General features: G+C 71.8%; 15 protein-coding genes. 9 read left to right on the forward strand and 6 right to left on the reverse strand.

Going from position 1 to position 16503, the window contains the following annotated elements:
- Positions 1-78: 78 nt before the first annotated feature.
- From ACIG5E_RS14860 to ACIG5E_RS14870, 3 genes are read left to right on the forward strand one after another with little or no spacing between them, the layout of a single operon-like run.
- Positions 79-288, forward strand: coding sequence for a ferredoxin (locus tag ACIG5E_RS14860; RefSeq protein WP_396533802.1), 210 nt, complete (start codon positions 79-81; stop codon positions 286-288).
- The gene (locus ACIG5E_RS14865; protein WP_396533803.1) at positions 278-1648 is read left to right on the forward strand and encodes an NAD(P)/FAD-dependent oxidoreductase; all 1371 of its coding nucleotides are present in this window, start codon (positions 278-280) and stop codon (positions 1646-1648) included. The genes ACIG5E_RS14860 and ACIG5E_RS14865 overlap by 11 nt, the downstream gene beginning before the upstream one ends.
- 35 nt (positions 1649-1683) lie before the next feature.
- On the forward strand, positions 1684-2895 hold the full coding sequence (locus ACIG5E_RS14870) for a cytochrome P450 (protein WP_396533804.1): 1212 nt from the start codon (positions 1684-1686) through the stop codon (positions 2893-2895).
- Between the two features lie 425 nt (positions 2896-3320).
- Here the strand turns inward: ACIG5E_RS14870 and ACIG5E_RS14875 are convergent, their stop codons facing one another.
- Together ACIG5E_RS14875 and ACIG5E_RS14880 are read right to left on the reverse strand one after the other, a co-directional pair.
- On the reverse strand, positions 3321-4049 hold the full coding sequence (locus ACIG5E_RS14875) for an SDR family oxidoreductase (protein ID WP_396533805.1): 729 nt from the start codon (positions 4047-4049) through the stop codon (positions 3321-3323).
- A gap of 153 nt (positions 4050-4202) precedes the next feature.
- Positions 4203-5159 (reverse strand): hypothetical protein, encoded by a 957-nt coding sequence (locus ACIG5E_RS14880; RefSeq protein WP_396533806.1) that lies wholly within the window; start codon positions 5157-5159, stop codon positions 4203-4205.
- Positions 5160-5243: 84 nt separating this feature from the next.
- Here ACIG5E_RS14880 and ACIG5E_RS14885 point away from each other — a divergent pair, with 84 nt between their 5' ends.
- The gene (locus ACIG5E_RS14885) at positions 5244-5660 is read left to right on the forward strand and encodes a YciI family protein (RefSeq protein ID WP_396533807.1); all 417 of its coding nucleotides are present in this window, start codon (positions 5244-5246) and stop codon (positions 5658-5660) included.
- Positions 5661-5746: 86 nt separating this feature from the next.
- On the opposite strand, the gene ACIG5E_RS14890 is transcribed toward ACIG5E_RS14885, so the two are convergent.
- Both ACIG5E_RS14890 and ACIG5E_RS14895 read right to left on the reverse strand, forming a co-directional pair.
- Complete coding sequence (locus ACIG5E_RS14890) at positions 5747-6838, reverse strand: PP2C family protein-serine/threonine phosphatase (protein ID WP_396533808.1); 1092 nt, start codon at positions 6836-6838, stop codon at positions 5747-5749.
- Between the two features lie 269 nt (positions 6839-7107).
- Positions 7108-9687, reverse strand: coding sequence for a SpoIIE family protein phosphatase (locus ACIG5E_RS14895; protein WP_396533809.1), 2580 nt, complete (start codon positions 9685-9687; stop codon positions 7108-7110).
- A 542-nt stretch (positions 9688-10229) separates the two neighbouring features.
- Here ACIG5E_RS14895 and ACIG5E_RS14900 point away from each other — a divergent pair.
- Entirely contained in the window at positions 10230-10409 is a 180-nt protein-coding gene (locus tag ACIG5E_RS14900; RefSeq protein ID WP_396533810.1) for a hypothetical protein, read from the forward strand.
- Positions 10410-10555: 146 nt separating this feature from the next.
- Here ACIG5E_RS14900 and ACIG5E_RS14905 read toward each other — a convergent pair whose 3' ends face one another.
- A complete protein-coding gene (locus tag ACIG5E_RS14905) occupies positions 10556-13531 on the reverse strand; it encodes an AfsR/SARP family transcriptional regulator (protein WP_396533811.1) in 2976 nt (991 codons plus the stop codon).
- Positions 13532-13689: 158 nt separating this feature from the next.
- The gene (locus ACIG5E_RS14910; protein WP_396533812.1) at positions 13690-14667 is read right to left on the reverse strand and encodes a LuxR C-terminal-related transcriptional regulator; all 978 of its coding nucleotides are present in this window, start codon (positions 14665-14667) and stop codon (positions 13690-13692) included.
- A 251-nt stretch (positions 14668-14918) separates the two neighbouring features.
- Between ACIG5E_RS14910 and ACIG5E_RS14915 the strand changes: the two genes are divergently transcribed.
- The 4 genes from ACIG5E_RS14915 to ddaH are packed head-to-tail and all read left to right on the forward strand — an operon-like array spanning position 14919 to position 16489.
- A complete protein-coding gene (locus ACIG5E_RS14915) occupies positions 14919-15098 on the forward strand; it encodes a hypothetical protein (protein ID WP_396533813.1) in 180 nt (59 codons plus the stop codon).
- A gap of 11 nt (positions 15099-15109) precedes the next feature.
- Positions 15110-15433 carry a hypothetical protein gene (locus tag ACIG5E_RS14920; protein WP_396533814.1) on the forward strand — a complete coding sequence of 108 codons (324 nt, stop codon included), beginning with the start codon at positions 15110-15112 and terminating at the stop codon, positions 15431-15433.
- Positions 15430-15642 (forward strand): MbtH family protein, encoded by a 213-nt coding sequence (locus tag ACIG5E_RS14925; RefSeq protein ID WP_396533815.1) that lies wholly within the window; start codon positions 15430-15432, stop codon positions 15640-15642. The genes ACIG5E_RS14920 and ACIG5E_RS14925 overlap by 4 nt, the downstream gene beginning before the upstream one ends.
- Positions 15643-15646: 4 nt before the next feature.
- A complete protein-coding gene (gene ddaH / locus ACIG5E_RS14930; RefSeq protein WP_396533816.1) occupies positions 15647-16489 on the forward strand; it encodes a dimethylargininase in 843 nt (280 codons plus the stop codon).
- The last annotated feature ends 14 nt before the right edge of the window (positions 16490-16503 follow it).

The following is a 16503-nucleotide window of genomic DNA, read 5'->3' on the forward strand; positions in this document are numbered from 1 at the left end:
AGCGCGGTGGTAGTGCGAGCGTCCGATTCGTCCCCCACCCTGGAGCGGAGAGGGGGAGGCGACGGAGGGAGTAGTGGGATGCAGATCGTTGTGGACCTCACACGCTGCCAGGGCTATGCGCAGTGCGTGTTCCTCGCGCCGGAGGTGTTCCAGCTGCACGGGGAGGAGGGGCTGCTGTACGGCCCGGCCGTTCCCGACGACCAACTGGAGCGCGTGCGCCAGGCCGCGGCGGCGTGCCCGGTCCAGGCCATCCTCCTCGGCGAGGAGGTGAGCCCCGGTGGCCGCTGACCTTCGAGAAGGCCGGATCGTCATCGTCGGCGCGTCGCTGGCCGGGTTGCGGGCCGCCGAGGCGCTGCGCGAAGAGGGCTTCACCGGCTCCCTGACCGTGGTCGGGGACGAGCCCCATCCGCCCTACGACCGGCCGCCGCTGTCCAAGCAGGTCCTGCTCGGCCAGGTCGCGGCGGACTCCACCGCTCTGCCGATGCGCCGGGATCCGGACGCCGACTGGCGGCTCGGGGTCCGCGCCACCGGCCTGGACCCTCTCGGCAAACGGGTGGTGCTGGCCGACGGCGACTCGCTGCCGTTCGACCGGCTGCTGATCGCCACCGGCACCCGGGCCAGGCCCTGGCCCAAGGCGGAGGAGGCCGCCCTGGACGGAGTGTTCACTCTGCGCACCCGCGAGGACGCCGCCGGGCTGGCCGAGCGGCTGGCCGCGGGGCCGCGGCGGGTGCTGGTGATCGGCGGGGGCTTCACCGGCTCGGAGATCGCCTCGGCCTGCCGGGAACGCGGTCTCGACGTCACGGTCACCGAACGCGGCCCCGCCCCTCTGGTGGGCGCGCTCGGCGGCACCCTGTCGAAGCTCGCGGCCGCCATGCAGCGCAACAACGGGGTGGACCTGCGCTGCGGGGTGACCGTCACCGCCCTGCGGGGCGACGGGAACGGCCGGTTCACCGGTGCGGACCTGTCCGACGGCAGCCGTGTGGAGGCGGACGTGTGCGTGGCGGCCTTGGGGGCGGTCCGCAACGTCGAATGGCTGGCGGACTCCGGACTGGCAGCAGGCCCGCGCGGGATCGCCTGCGATGCCGGGTGTCGGGCCTTTGACATGTACGGCATCGTCACCGACGACGTCTTCGTGGCCGGTGACGTCTCACGCTTCCCCCACCCGCTGTTCGGCTACCAGATGCTCTCTCTGGAGCACTGGGGCAACGCGGTCGCGCAAGCCGAGGTGGCCGCCCACAACATGGTCAATCCCGGACCTCTGCGGCGCCCGCACCTTGCCCTCCCGACGTTCTGGTCGAGCCAGTTCGGGCTCAACATCAAGTCGGTGGGCGTGCCCACCTTCTCCGACCACGTGGTCATCGCCCAGGGCACGCTGGAGGAGCGTCGCCTGGCGATGGTCTACGGCTACAAGGGCCGGGTCACGGCCGCGGTCACCGTCGACATGGCCAAGTCACTCGACTACTACACGCGCCTGATCGAGACCGCCGCCCCCTTCCCACCCGCACCCGGCGCGTCCGACCGTCCGCTCGCGGCTGAGATCCCGGTCCCCTCCGACGTGCCGGATCCGAAGGGGCTCTCCCACGGCCCCACCGTCGCGCTCACCGGGCACCTGCCCGACCGCCGACTGACCGTGGTACAGCCCACCTGACCCACGTCCCGCCCAACCACGAGGAGCCGTACCCCATGGCCGCCGCCGACACCCTCCTGGAACGGATCACCGACTACGCCAACCGCCCCGACCCCTACCCGCTCTACGCGGAACTGCGCGAAGCCGGTCCCGTCGTGCAGCAGGCGGACGGCAGCTACCTGATCGGCACCTACCACGAGATCACCGCGCTCCTCCACGACCCACGGATCAGTGCCGATCCCCGCAGCCTCACCGCCCCGTCCGCGCAGCCGTCCCAGGGGACACCGAAGCCGCCCTTCCTACGGCTCGACGACCCCGAGCACCACAGACTGCGCAGCCTGGCCATGCGGCCGTTCGGCCCGCCGCACAGCCCCGGTCGCATCGACGCCATGCGCGGCCAGATCACCGCCGTCACCGAGGAACTGCTCCAGAACCTCCAGGACCGCACCCAGATCGACATCGTCGACGACTTCGCCTACCCGCTGCCCGTCACCGTCATCTGCCGACTGCTCGGCGTCCCTCAGGAGGACGAACCACGGTTCCGGCAATGGTCCGACGCGATCGTCGCCTCCGCCGATGTCAGACCCGACGAGGAGTCTTCCGCCGAGCGGGACCGGGCCGGCGCGCAGGCGCGGACCGAGATGGGCCAGTACCTGGTGAACCTCGCCGAACAACGCTGCGACCGGCCCACCGGCGACATGCTCTCCGCCTACATCAACGAACCCGACCCGGCCATGCGGCTCTCCCACGAGGAACTCGCGGAAACCGCCGTACTGCTCCTCATCGCCGGACACGAGACCACCGTCAACCTCATCACCAACGGAGTCCTCACCCTGCTGCGCCACCCTGACCAGCTGGACCGACTGCGCCGCGAACCCGACCTGCTACCGGCCGCGGTGGAGGAGCTGCTGCGCTACGAGCCCCCGGTCCACATGCGGCAACGTATTCCCCTCGCCGACGTGGACATCGCCGGCATCACCATCGCCAAGGGGACTTCCGTCGTGCTCGCACTGGCCTCAGGCAACCGCGACCCCAAGCGGTTCCATGATCCCGACCGGTTCGACCCCACCCGCCCGGACAACCAGCACCTCGGCTTCGGCAGCGGCATCCACCTGTGCTACGGCGCACCACTCGCCCGCATCGAAGCCCAGGCCGCGCTCGGCGCGCTGATCCCCCGCCTCGGCACGGCACGCCTGGTCCAGGAACCACCCCCCTACCGGCAGAGCGCCATGCTCCGCGGACCCCGCCACCTCCCAGTCGAAATGTAAGTAGGGTCGGGGACTGGCGCGATGGCTGATGCTCCGTTTCCAGTCCCCGCCGCTTCAAACCGTGCATGCAGTTCTCCCGCACACGGCTTTCCGACATCGTTCACCGACTGGCATGCGCCGTCGCCCCGCGCACGTTCCCGGTCAGGCGGTAGACCCCGAGCCGACTGATCCACGCGTAGGTGAAACGCGTGGTCCATGAACTTTCGCCCGCTGTTGCCGTTGCGGAAGTACGCACCCCAGCCCCGCAGGATTGAGAACCTGCCCCGCCACTTCCACGACTCCACCTTCCGGTGGTGGAATCCGAGGAAATCGAAGCCCTGCCCGATCCCCGTCCGGCTCACGCCACACCCGGCGGGCGCAACGAAAAGACCGCCGGGCCGGGACAGGGCCCGAAGCCGGGCGTTGTCACGCAGGAGGCGGGGATGTCAGGAGAGCCAGTCGGTGTAGCGGGTGGGGGCGAGGTGGGCGTTCTTGTCGGTGAGGACGTCGCCCTTGACGACGGCGAACATCCCGGCGGTGGGGTCGGTGACGACGGTACGGTTGTCGCCCTTGTGGGACAGGGTGATCCGACCCAGCTCGTCCAGGCTGAAGATCTCGGGGCCGGCGATGTTGTGGATGCCGTTCAGCGGAGCGCCGGCGGCGACCTCCGCCACCGCGTCCGCCACGTCCTTGGAGGCAATGGGCTGGATGGGCGTGGCGGGCAGTCGGACGGTGTCGGCGTCGGCGGTCCAGGACAGGACCGCGTCCATGAAGTCCATGAACTGCGTGGCCCGCACGATCGAGTAGGGGATCGGCCCGGCCGCGAGGATCTTCTCCTGGAGCGCCTTGGCGCGGTAGTAGTCCAGCTCCGGCACCCGGTCCACGCCGACGATCGAGAGGATGACGAAGTGGCCGACACCGGCCTTGCGGGCCGCAGCCAGGAGGTTGTCCATCGAGGTCTGGAAGAAGGCAAGGGAGGCTTCGTCGAAGGTCGGGGAGTTCGTCAGGTTGACGACGACGTCGGCTCCCACCACTGCCTCGTCCAGCCCCTGGCCGCTGATGATGTCGACTCCGGAGGACTTCGAGTGCGGTACCGCCTCGTGTCCGGCGGTGCACAGGTTCTTGACGACCTGCGACCCGATCAGTCCGGTACCGCCGATGACTGCGATCCTCATGACATGCCTTTCGTTGGGATTACATGCGCAATAAGGCATATGAACCGCTAGGTGGGCGCGGCATGAAACGGCTCGTTGATGGGTGCAGTTCCCTTGAAGGGAGGGCCTGGTCCTGAAAAGGAGGCTTTAGCCGGGGGAGGATGTCAAGTTCAGCTACGTGTCGATCGGTTCGCCGTCGGTCAACGGCATCCCCGGTTGGACCAGGGCTCCGTTGGGGCGCTGAGGCTGTCCGGTGCGCCGGTCCACGGGGACCGGCAGCGGGGCCAGGGGGTGGCGGCCGATGTGCCAGGTCTGGTAGGCGATCAGGGTCAGGAGCAGGGCGCTCAGCGCTGCGGTGCCGCCCGCCGTGCCCCAGCCCAGGCCACCCTGGGCCGCAGGCTTGGTCAGCGCGTCGCCGCCGGCCGCGCCCAGGGGACGAGTGAGGATGAACGCCAGCCAGAACAGCACCATCTGATTGATCGACGTCAGGTAGTACGCGGCCACGATCAGCGCCATGATGCCCACGATGACCAAGAAGGCGTTACGAAAGCCCAGGCCGGTGTCGTCCGAGAGCCAGTCGCCGCTCGAGGTGCCCAGGGTGTTGGAGACCAGGATCGCGATCCAGTACAGGATCTCGCCGGTGCGGCTGGAGATGTTCTCCACGTCGTACGTCTGCCCGGTGCGCCACCACACGAGGAAGACCAGCGCCAGCAGGGCGGTAAGGACCATGGCGCCGGAGGCGTAGCCGATGCCGTCGGGGGTGCTGCCGTGGCCGAATCCGCGGTTGAGGAAGTCGGATACCTCGGTGCCGACCATGCTCGTGCCCAGCACCACCGACCAGTACAGCGCCGGGCGGAACCGCTTCGTCCGCACTTGGGCCACGACGACGGCCAGGAAGAACGCGATAAAGAGGAACGCGGTGGTGACGTAGCCGAGTTGGAAGCTGATACCGAGCAGGTCTCCGGCGGACTCTCCGAGAGTCACGGCGACCGTCTTGAGCATCCAGAACAGCACCGTCACCTGCGGGAGCTTGCGCAGCACCATGGTCATGCCGTCCAGCGGTGCGTATGCGCGGGTGTTCGAGACCATCTCTGCCGTCCGTCCGTTGGCCACCAGCATCGGGCGCGCCATCGTGCGGGCGTCGGCGGGTCCGCCGGGCCATTTCCGGCCGGTGGCGGCCGATCTCCACTCGAAGGAGCTGCTCGGGAGGCCTGAATGGACCGTCGGCTCTTCGTCGACGGCGGCCTCGACAGCGGCGCGGGGCCGGGAGCGGGCGATCCGCGCCGCTGCCTCTGCGCGACCGGACGGTTACTCATCGCTATGATGTCGATCATGTTCATTCTCGAGCTGACCTACACCGCGCCGCTTGACCGCATCGAAGCGGCCCACCCCGAGCACGTTGCCTGGCTCGACTCGCACTACGAATCCGGCGTCTTCATCGCATCGGGCCCCAAGGACCCCCGCGATGGCGCGGTCATCGTGGCGGTCGGTGTCGACCGTACGCAGATCGAGGACATCGCCAAGGGCGACCCGTACTCGGTGGCGGGGCTGGCCGAGTACACCATCACGAACTTCCGCGCGATGAGGACGTCGCCAGCGCTGGAGGAGTACAGGCACCAACGGCCGGCGTGACGGGACGCTCCGGGTCTCAGCGACTGTTGCCAGCCACGAGCAGGCTGGTGACCTCGGCGATCGCCTGCGGGGACGACTTGAACCGGTCACCGCTCCCGGCGGACGGCGAGCAGGGCCGCGTCGTCCGTCAACCCGGAGCCGACGTACGCCTGCACGTCCAGGAGCAGCTCGTCCAGCAGGGCGTCCGGCTCCCCGTGCGGCAGGGCGGCCAGGCGCTGGGCGAGCGGGTAGAACCGGCTCGCGGTGTCCCGGGCCTCGGACACGCCATCCGTGTAGAGCAGCAGCAGGTCGCCGCGTTCGAAGGCGATCGACCCGGCGTGGTAGTCCCCGCCGACCAGGCCGAGCAGCGCCAGCGGGGGCGCCTCGACGGACGGCTCGACCGTGCTGACCTGACCGTCATGGCACAGCAGCGGCGGCGGGTGCCCGCAGTTGACCACGACGGCCGGTCCCGGTGTGTCGGGGATGCTGACCAGAACCGCCGTGACGAACTCCTCGCTCGCCGGACGGCGAACGAGCGCCGAGTCCAGTCGCCTGGCCACCTTCGCCAGATCCGGCTCGGCCCGCGCGGCCTCACGGAACACCCCCAGCACGTCGGCCGCGGTCTCCACCGCGGCCAAGCCCTTGCCGCACACGTCGCCGAGGAACAACCGCACGCCGTACGGGGTCGGCATCACCTCGTACAGATCCCCGCCGATCCGTGCCTCGGCCTCCGCCGCCACATAGCGCACCGCGACCACCAGCGGCCCCATCCGCCGGGGCACCAGGCGCAGCAGGGCGCGCTGCGCGGCCTCGGCGACCGTGTGGACCCTGGCCAGCTCCCGCTCCTGGGCCGTCACCACCACGACGTTGGCGCAGCTGAAGAAGGTGACCACGACCACTGTGGCCGCCGCGGTCGCCATCACGACCGCGGGCACGTCGGCGTCGTAGGTCGCCAGGCCGACGACGATCGCGCAGGCGACCGCCCCGGCCGCCAGCGGGACCGAGGCCCGGCGGGCGCCCACACCGGCCAGCACGGGGAGGGCGGCGAGCATCGGGGCGAACGTGACACCGGGCCCGCTGGCGAAATCCAGCGCCACCGCGACCGCGACCAGCACATAGCCACCGATCGTGACCCGGTGCGACCACCTGGGCAGGAATCGCGGCGAACGCCACACCCTCGTGTTCGAGACATCAGCCACCGGACTGCCCTTCTGTCCCGCTCGTCCCCACAACCGCGTCGTTTCCCCCATTCCACAGTTAAGCGCCTCTCCTCTCCTGGATCGACCGGCAGCGCCACATCAACACCCCGGCTCGCCCGATGCGGCCCGCGCGGAGCTGGACGAGTGCGACGTGGGCGCGTGGATGCGGTGCCGGCGCAAGGCCGCCGTCCTTCGGCGGGTACGCCCGCCTTGCGGACGGGGACACCGGTCGGCGGGGGCGCCGGTCGCGGTCGGCCCGGTCGTGGTCGTCAGCCCTCGGAGGGCAGAGCCTGCTCGGTCCAGATGGTCTTGCCGTCCTCGGTGTAGCGGGTGCCCCAGCGCTCGGTGAGCTGGGCGACGATGTACAGGCCGCGCCCGCCCTCGTCGTCCCGGGCGGCCTGGCGCAGGTGCGGCGAGGTGTGCCCGGTGTCGGAGACCTCGCAGATCAGGCTGCGGTCCCGGATCAGCCGGACCCGGACCGGCCCGGGGGCGTACCGGATCGTGTTGGTGACCAGCTCGCTGACGATCAGTTCGGTGGTGAACACCAGCTCCGCCAGGCCCCATTCGTCCAGCCGCCCGGTGATCAGGCGCCGCGCCTGGGCGACCGCCGCCGGGTCGGGCGCCAGCTCCCAGTCGGTGACCTGCCCGGCGTCGAGCCGGCGGGTGCGGACCAGCAGCAGGACGGCATCGTCGTCCACCGGCCCGGGCAGCAGGGTCGCCAGCGCCTCGTCGCACAGGCTCTCCAGCGGCCGGCGGAGCCCAGCCAGCGTCTCGGCGAGCCTGCGCCGACCGTCGACGGCCTCCACCAGGCCGTCCGTGTACAGGGCGATCAGACTGCCGGCCGGCAGGTCCAGCTCGGCGCGCTGGAACGGCGGGCCACCCAGCCCCAGCGGCCGCCCGGCCGGCAGCTCCGCGTAGCGGACGCCGCCCGCCGGGTCGGCCACGACGGGCGGCGCGTGGCCTGCCCGGGCCAGGCTGCACCGGCCGTCGACAGGGTCGTACACCGCGTACAAGCAGGTCACGCCGCCGGGCGGGCTGCCCGGGTCGTCCTCCTCGCGCACCACGTCGTCCAGGCGGGCGAGCAGCTCCTCCGGATCCAGGTCCAGCCGGGCCAGCACCCGGACGCCGGCCCGCAGCCGGCCCATCGCGGCGGCGGCCCGCAGGCCGTGGCCGAGCACCTCGCCGACCACCAGGCCGACCCGGCTGCCGGACAGCGGGATGACGTCATACCAGTCCCCGCCCACCCCGGAGCGGGTGTCGGCCGGCAGGTAGCGGCTGGCCGACTCGACCGCGCTCAGCGCCGGCAGCCGATGCGGCAGCAGGCTGCGTTGCAGCCGCAGCGCCGCGGTGTGCTCCCGGGTGACCACCGGCATCAGCGCCACGCCGATCAGCAGCGCGCCCAGCCCCAGTACGGTCACCCCGCCGACCCGGCCGAGCAGCGGCAGCCGTACGGAGGTCGCGCCGTAGCCGGGGGCGGCGTAGACGTGGAAGGCGGCGTAGCAGAACAGGAACAGCATGATCAGCCCGCCGATCCCGGGCAGCACGCCCTTGAACAGCAGGTCCCGGCGGCTGCGGGTGAGCACCCGGCGGTAGTACCAGACGCAGGCGAAGCCGGTCAGGCCGTAGTAGAAGGCGATCGCCAGGCCCACCGAGCCGATGGAGTCGGCCAGCACGTTGTGGCTGACCGAGGTGAGCACCACCAGGAAGGCGATCGACACCAGCCCCATGCCGACGGTCGACCAGGTCGGGGTCAGGAACCGGCGGTGCAGGCGGGCGAAGCCGGCCGGCACGGTCTTGTGCGCGGCCATCGAGAAGACGGTGCGGGCGGTCGGCAGGATGGTGGTCTGGGTGGAGGCGACCGCCGAGATCAGCACCATCAGGATCAGCAGTTTGGTGAGCGCTTGGCCGAGCCCGGCGGTGCCGAACACCGCCCCGCCGAGGCCGGAGAGCACGTCTCCGGAGTTGTCCGGGTTGGCCAGCCCGATGCCCGTGGGGCCGACCCCGGCGAAGGCCTGCGCCGAGGTGGCGACCAGACCGTAGATGACCAGCAGCAGCACGGTGGACAGCACGGCGGCCCGCCCAGGAGTGTGCCGGCTGTCCGCAGTCTCCTCGTTGACGGTGAGCGCGGTGTCCCACCCCCAGTAGATGAACACCGCGGCGAGCACCCCGGTGGTCAGCGCCTGGGTGGAGGGGATGTTCAGCGGATTGAACCAGGAGGCGGAGACGTGCGTCGCGGTCGGCGGGCCGCCGGTGTAGACCTTGACCAGGGCGGTGACGGCGAGCAGCAGCAGGACCGCGACCTCCAGGCAGAGCAGCCAGCGCTGCATGGCCGCCGACACCTCGATGCCCACGTAGCAGACCGCCGTCATCAGGGCGATCCAGACCATCCCGGCCACGGTGGTCCACACCCGGCTGGTCGCCAGCGACTCCAGCCCGACCAGCCGGAAGCCGTAGATGCCGGCGATCTCGGCCAGGTTCGCCATCACGATCACGTCGGCGGCGATCAGTCCCCAGCCGCCCATCCAGCCGGCCCGTGGGCCGAACGCGCGGGTGGCCCAGGTGAAGGTCGTCCCGCAGTCGGCGTCGACGGCGTTCAGCTCCCGGTAGGCGTACGCGATCAGCAGCATCGGCACGAACGCCAACATGGTGATGATGGGGGCCTGCAGTCCCACCCCGGCCACGATCACTCCGAGCGTCGCCGCCAGGCTGTACGCCGGCGCGGTCGAGGAGATCCCGATCGCCACCGACGAGAACAGCCCCAGGGCGCCCGACCTGAGCCCCTTCTCACCGGCGCCGGGCCCGGGTGCGAGCGGCGTGGCGGACTCGGCGGGGCGAGGGGAGCTCTTCACACCAGTTACCAACTCCGCGTCTCGCGGCGGCAAGCCTTGCGATCACCATTCTCCCCGCCCGCCGGAAGGGCTGCCAGACGGGCTCGTCTCCAGCGACCCGGCGTGATCCAGGAAGGCTCGCCGGCCGATGACGAGCAGGAGTGGATCAGTGAACCGCGGCTTGCAGCGATCAAGTCTGGCGGGGCCGAGCTCGGCCCCGCCACCGGCCGACGGTGCCATCATGTCCAGCACCCTGGACGCGGATCACCTCCGCGCCGGCGGGGGTGATCCGGAGTGCTTACGCCACAACTTGCTCCGGCCCCGGTGCTCCCCGCCGACGCGGGGGTGATCCGCCCGGCACGGCGAGGACGGCGACGCCGGCCCGGTCTGGGTGCGGCCGGGCGGTGCGCTTCACGGGGAACCGTGTCGCTCTCAGCCGTGCGACGGCCCCGTGCTCGGCGCGTATATGAGATGTAGATGGAGCCCTGCGATAGTCGGTCGCAGAACAACTCGCAAGCCAGGTGTCACCCACGGGCTCCTGGACGAACAGACAGGGGTCTCTCGTGCAGCGCATCCAGAAGTCCGTCAAGCACCGTCTGGCCTTCCTCGTTCCCGCCGCCCTGGCCGCCGTCCTGGCCGTCCTGGGAACCGTGGCCGACGCGGGCCACTCCGGTGACACGCGACTGGCTTCTTCGGCGGACCGGTCCGACAAGGGGACCACGGAGTTCAACACCAAGGCCTGACGGCGTCCGAGCGCGGGCGGTGGGACCGGGTCGTCCCCCTCGGTGGCACCGCTCGCCGACTGGGACGACGACCCGGTCGCCGTTCCACAAGACCGCCGACGAGCGCCGACGCGATCCCGAAAGGGCCGCCCGCTGCGATCTCCGGCTCAGGCCGCCGGAAGCGGGGCAGCGGTGGTGTCCACGATCAGGCGCGCTTGCGCGGCCTCGGGCAGTCCGGCCCGGGTGAAGACCTCCAGCGCCTCGCGGGAATGTGTCAGCGCGTCGTCACGGTGGCCGGCGTCGAGCGAGATGCGGGCGTGGATCAGCAGGGCGTAGCCCTGGTCCCGGTAGCGGTCGGGCACGGTGCGAAGGTAGGCCACCGCTTTGGCCGCCGCGTCCAGCGCGGGCTCGGTGCGGCCGAGACCGTTCAGGGTGTCCGCGTACCGGTAGCGTGCCTGTGCCTGCTGGCCCGGTATCCGTACGGTTTCGCAGAGGTCGAGGCACTCCTCGTAGCTGGCCAGCGCCTCGTGCAGGCGGCCCAGTTCGTGCAGGGCCTGGCCGCGGACGCACAGCGCGTGTGCGACACCGTGGTGGTCCGCCAGCGCGCGCAGCGCGTCCAGCGCCTCCTCGCAGGCGGGCAGCGCCTCGGTGGCGCGACCGCCGCGGATCCTGGCCAGTGCGGCGTTGAGCGTGATGGTCAGCGCGCCCGAGCGGTGCCCCTGCTCCCGGGCCAGGGCGAACGCCCGGTCGAAGCACTCGGCCGCGTCGTCGTAGCGCTGCTCGAACTGGGCGATGACGCCCAGGTCGTTGTACGCCTGCTGGAGGATGGCGCGGTCGCCGGCCTGGAGGCACGCCTCCACCGCCATCTGGGAGTTGGCGCGCGCGTGGGTCAACTGGGTGGCCTGGAGGGCCGCGTTGCCGCAGATGAAACGGGCGCGTCCGGCCGCGCGGTGGTTCCCGCTCAGCGCCGCGGCCCGGGCGAGCGCCTCGGCGGTGACGGCTATGCGTGCGTACGGGATGTCCTGGCCGAACGAGCTGAGGGCCACCAGGAGGTCGGCGGCCACCGTCAGCAGCTCCGCTTCGGCGCCGTCCTGCCGTCGGAGCGCGAGCTGGACGGCATGGAGCGCGAAGTCGAACTCCGCGACGACCCAGGCGCGGGCCTCGGCCAGGTCCCCGAGCCGTTCGTCGCCCGGCTCCGCGGTCGTGGCGGTGATCGTGCTGTGCACCGGGTCCCCGGGCACGATCCGCTGGAAAGCCTCGGCGGCCATTCCCATCAGGTGGTGGAGCAGGCGACGCTGCACCGCGCTGTCGTCCTCGTCCGGGGGATCGGTGTGCGGTCCGGTCAGGTTCAGCGCGAAGTCCCGGCCGAGTTCGTGATGCCGGTACCGGCCGGGTTCCGGCGATTCGAGCAGCGCGGCGTCGACCAGCGCTTCCAGCAGCGTCTCCGCGTCCGCCTCCGCCAGGTCCAGCGCCGCGGCCGCGGCGGCCAGACCGATGCTCGGCCGGGCGATGGGGGCCAGCCGGCGGAACACCGCCGCCTGTCGGTCCGTCAGCTGGCGGTAGCCGAGTTCAAAGACGGCGGCGACTGCCAGGTCGTCGGCCCGCAGCTCGGCCAGTCGTCGCCGTTGGTCGGCCAGCCGGACCACGAGGTGTGCCACCGTCCAGCCCGGCCGGGCCGCCAGCCGTGCGGCCACGATGCGCACCGCGAGCGGCAGCTGGGCGCACGCGCCGACGAGCGCGGCCGCGGCGGACCCTTCCCGGTCGACCCGCTCCGGGCCCACGATCTGTCTCAGCAGGCCCAGGGCTTCCGCCGGGCTGAACTCCGTCAGCTGGACGTGGCTGCCCGACAGCAGGCCGGCGAGGCGGGCCCGGCTGGTCACCATCACCGCGCACCGGGCGGACCCCGGGAGCAGGGGTTTGACCTGGGCGGTGTCGCGCGCGTCGTCGAGCAGGAGGAGCACCCGGCGTCCGTCGAGGACTGTCCGGAACAGCCGGGCCCGGTCCTCCAACGAGCCGGGTATCTCCCGCCGGGGCACCCCCAGGGCGGACAGGAGACTGGCCAGGACCGTTCCCGGATCGGCCGGGTCCGTGCCGGTGCCGCGCAGGTCGGCGTAGAGCTGGCCGTCGGGGAACTCCTCCTTGACCTGATGCGCCGCCCGCAGGGCCAGCGCGCTCTTGCCGATGCCGCCCATCCCGCTGACGGTGGCGACGGCCAGGGCGGTGCGGTCCCGGTCGGCGAGGGCGTCCGACAGGGCGGCGAGTTCGGCGGTCCGGCCAGTGAAGTCGGCGATGCCGGCGGGGAGTTGGGCCGGGCGGACGAAGGGGGTCGGACCCGGCTCCCCGGCGTCGCCGGCCTCCGCCCGCGCCGACGCCGCTCCGGTGGCGGCGGGTGCCGGTACCGGGGCGACCAGTTCGGGGTCGCAAGCCAGAATCCGGCCGTGCAGCGCGCGGAGTTCGGGGCCCGGGTCCAGCCCGAGTTGGTCCGCCAGCACCTCGCGCGCCTTGGCGAACACGGCCAGGGCGTCGCCCTGACGCCCGGCAGCGTACAGCGCGCGCATCAGGAGCCCGTACGGTCGCTCGCGCAGCGGCTCCTCGTGGATGAAGCCGGTCAGTTCAGGGACCGCCTGGGCGTGCCGCCCCATCAGGACGTCGAGGTCGAAGCGCTCCTCCAGCAGGTGGAGGCGCAGCTCGGACAAGCGGGAGCGCTGGTTCTGCGCGAACGGCCCCGGAACCCCCGCCAGCGGCTCTCCCCGCCACAGCGAAACGGCCTCGGCCAGCGACTCGGCGGACGCGTCGTAGCGGCCCGCCTCGCGAGCGCGCGCCGCGTCGGCGGCCAGCTGTTCGACCCGGAAGGCGTCGACCGACGCCGGCGGCACCGCGAGCCGATAGCCGTCGTTCGCGGACGCCAGCACCTGCGGATCGCGGCCACCGGCCTCCAGGAGCTTGCGCAGCCGCCACACGTACGTCCGCAGGATCATCACCGCGGATTCCGGTGCCGCCTCGCCCCACACGGCGGTGATCAGTTCGTGGAGGGGAACCACATTGCCCGAACGGAGAGCCAGCGCGGCCAGGGTCGCCTGCTGCTGGGGCGGGCCACCGGACACGACGGGCCCGCCGATGCGTATGCCCACAGGTCCGAGCACGAAGAATTCCACAGTCCCCCCGAGGCCGCACAGCTCTCACCGGCGGCTGGTCTCCAGTCCTGGGTGCACGCCGGTGTACGGGACGTCATCCTAAGGGTCAAGATCATGGCATTGGCACGTCACCCGTCGGGCGGGTCCTGCTCACGGCCCGGGAACGGTCAGACCCAGCCGAGCCGGGCCGCGCGCAGGCCGGCCTCGAAGCGGCTGCGGGCGCCGAGCCGCTCGGTGATCGACGCCATGATCCGCCGGGCGGTGCGGGCCGAGATGTGCAGTTGGCCCGCGGCGGACTCGTCGGTGTGGCCCTGCGCGAGCAGGGCCAGCAGACAACGTTCCTGCTCGTTCGGCACGTACGAGGCATCGGACGTGCCGCTGCCGAGTGGTACGGCCGCTCCCCACTCCCGCTCGAACAGGGCGAGCAGCGGGGCGATCATGCCCGGTGCGGAGAGGAAGAGCGCGCCCTTGCGGCTGTCCCCGGGATCGATCGGCACCAGGGCGTACGCCCGGTCGACCACCACCATGCGGGTCGGCAGCGCGGCGGCCGTACGGAACTCACCGCCCCGCCCGACCAGCGCGCGGGTGTAGCGCAGGGTCGCGGCGTCGCCGCGGACGGCGTCCAGGCCGATGGTGCGGATCGCCACGCCGCGCTGCAGGACGAGGGCGTCGTTGCGCAGGGCGGCCTCCAACGAGGCGGGGGACTGGGGCCCGCCGGGCATGAAGGTCAGGATCTCGTTCCCGGCCTCCAGGGCCAGACGCTCCAGCCGCCGCTGCACCGCGTCGAGTCCGGCCAGCCGCTCGACGCCGTCCGCCTGCTGGGCGCCGCCGCCCGCGCCGGCCAGGATCCTGATCAGGGCCTGCTGGCTGCCTGCCGCCTGGCGGTGGCTCCGGACCAGTTCCTCGTGCTGCTGCTCCAGCAGTCGCTTCATCCCGAGGACCGGGTCCACGACGGTGAACCTGCTGGGGGTCTCGAAGGACGCCTGGACCAACTGCAGCGCGAACAGCCTGTCGAGGCAGTCGCGGATGCGGTCGGGCCCGACGTCCAGCTTGGCCGCGAGCTCGTCCACGCCCAGCGCCGTGTGGCTGAGCATCTCTTCGTACACCGTCCGGTCCAGCGTCTCCAGGCAGAGCGTCACGGACACCGCCTTCCCTCCTGTGGTCACCCGGTGGATCTGCGTCCAGCCTGCACGTCGGGCATCTACGAGCGATACACGGCCGGGTCTACGCAGGTGAGCGGGTGTCACAAAGCGGCCTGGACGGTTTTGCCGGTCCTGAACCCGTTCCCCCGGAGGAATCCGGTCGGCGAGGATGGACACGTCGCTCCGGCCGGTGCCGGGCGCCCGCCGGGGGCTCACCCGGCCACCTCTCTCCCACTTCCGATGAGGGCACCGCCATGACTTCTCGCATCCACGTCGTCCGTGCGGCCTGCGCCGCTGCCATCGTCCTGGCGACCGCCGTCGCCGGGCAGTCCGGCGGGCAGCCCGGTGGGCAGGAGCACCCGCAGGTGCGCGCCACGGGGGCGCTCCACGCGGCAGGACCGGCCGTGGCCGTCGACGGCCTCCTCTGGGACTGACGCAGCCCGGCGTGGAGCTGACCCACATCGCCCTCACCCCTGCCGACCCGGTCGCGGTCCGCCCGCCGGACCGCCGCCAGATCATCGACCTGCTCTGGGCCGCGGCAGCCCCCGGGGAACGCCTGGAGCACGTCAGCGTGCAGGTTCGCCCGCACGGCATCCGCCTCGGGATGTTCACCGTGGCCACGCCCGGACTGACCGCCAGAGCCGCCGCGCTGGCCATCTGCCGCCGCGCGCTCGCGATCTCACCACCGCTCAGCGGCTGGCGCATCGCCGGCGACCCATCCCTTCGACAAGACGTCATCCGTCACAAGACGCAACAGGAGCATCCGTGACCAACCCCTTCGAGGACGAGGACGCCACCTACCTCGTCCTGGTCAACGAGGAGAACCAGCACTCCCTGTGGCCCGACTCCCTCGCGGTCCCCCCGGGCTGGACGGCCACCCACGGCCCGGCCGGACGGCAGGACTGCCTGGACCACATCGAGAACACCTGGACCGACCTGCGCCCGGCGAGCCTGATCGCCGCCCTCAAGGAGGCGTGATCCGATGCCGATCCAGCGCGCCGCCCGTCCCCGGCACTACCTGATGTGCCGCCCCTCCCACTTCACCGTCGACTACCGCATCAACCCGTGGATGGATCCGGCCAAGCCGACCGACACGGCGCTGGCCGTCCTGCAGTGGGAGCGGCTGTACGTCCTCTACCAGGAGCTCGGTCACACCGTCGAACTGGTGGAACCCGTACCCGGCCTGCCCGACATGGTCTACTCCGCCAATGGCGCCACGGTCCTGAACGGCCGTGTCCTGGTGGCCAAGTTCCGGCACGCCGAACGCGCCGCCGAGGCACCCGCCTACCAGGCGTGGTTCGAGCGGCACGGCTACACCGAGGTGCACACCGCCCGCCACGTCAACGAGGGCGAGGGCGACTACCTGGTCGCCGGCGACCGGATCCTGGCCGGCACCGGCTTCCGCACCGACCCGGCCGCGCACGCCGAGGCCGAGCAGGTGCTGGGCGTCCCGGTGGTGAGCCTGACCCTGGTGGACCCGCGCTTCTACCACCTGGACACCGCGCTCGCCGTGCTCGACGACGACGAGATCATGTACTTCCCGGGCGCCTTCTCGCCGGAGTCCCGCGAGATCCTGCGCGAGCTGTACCCCGACGCGCTCCTCGCCACCGAGGCCGACGCCGAGGCCTTCGGGCTGAACGCGATCTCCGACGGACGCCACGTGCTGCTGTCCCAGACCGCGCGCGGCCTCATGGACCGGCTGGCCGAGCGCGGGTTCGAGCCGATCGGCGTCGACCTCTCCGAGCTGTTCAAGGGCGGCGGCAGCGTCAAGTGCTGCACCCTGGAGCTGCGCCACGCTGCACCGGCCCCGGGCGGTGCGCAGTGACCGGCGTACCGACG

Source organism: Kitasatospora sp. NPDC053057, assembly GCF_044546945.1.
Classification (GTDB): Bacteria; Actinomycetota; Actinomycetes; order Streptomycetales; family Streptomycetaceae; genus Kitasatospora.